This is a genomic window from Bacteroides caecigallinarum (assembly GCF_021530995.1).
Classification (GTDB): domain Bacteria; phylum Bacteroidota; class Bacteroidia; order Bacteroidales; family Bacteroidaceae; genus Phocaeicola; species Phocaeicola faecigallinarum.
In genome coordinates, this window is sequence record NZ_JADYTF010000258.1 from 1 (window position 1) to 866 (window position 866).

Sequence of the window (866 nt, forward strand, 5' to 3'; positions counted from 1 at the left end):
GTACTATAACTGAAATCTTAATGTCACTTTGCATATTAATTCAGCCCATTCTTTAACCATAACAGACTTTTATTTCTTAATGCCTCTAATCTAATATTTACCTCGCCGAAATCTATCTTAAAAAGATCTGCCATACATTCCATGTTACATTTATTGGTTACACTGCATTGCTTAAGACCAAGTTTCTCAAGCAAATTCAGTATTCTGTTATCTTTCAATCCGTCAAGAACCACGAAAGGTGTATGCAATAATATAGAAAATACAACTAAATGAAAGGAACCTCCACAAGTAATACGTGCATGTTTACACAGATTCAGAAACTCTTTAGGTCCTACATTACTTTTTACAACCACATTACTTTTAAGAAAAGAAAACTTATAACTTTCCCATATATAATCATTATAAATCTGAGATATTACTATCTTCATTTTATATTTTTGGGATAGCTTATCTGCCAAAGCAAATACTTCTGCATTAAAAAAAGGTGTGTATACAAATATATAGTCTCCTCTCACCAAAGGCTCTTTAGAAATAATCTCTTCCCATTTCTCTGATTCTAGTAGAAGAGTCGGATCCAGATTAACACTTGCCTCTAACCCAAATTGTCTTTTGATAAATCTTGCAGCACCATCTTCGCGTACACTTAAAGCATCATATTCATTCAAATAATGTGTTATTATATCATAATATTCAGATTTTACACTATCCCCGGCTGCGGGACCCATACTTGGAGCATAAGCGATTCTCTTACCTTTCTTAACAAAAGGCAAATAATACGCCCAATCGAAATCCAAGCAAGTAGTATTCCAAATCTGATCGCTTCCAGATATATAATAATCATATTTAAATGATTCGTTATCCAACTC

1 protein-coding gene is annotated in these 866 nt (G+C 32.8%); it reads right to left on the minus strand.

All coding sequences use genetic code 11. The features are described 5' to 3' along the window. Positions 1–35: 35 nt before the first annotated feature. The coding region (locus I6E24_RS16470) for a polysaccharide pyruvyl transferase family protein (protein ID WP_235329791.1) at positions 36–866 on the minus strand (831 nt) is incomplete at its 5' end.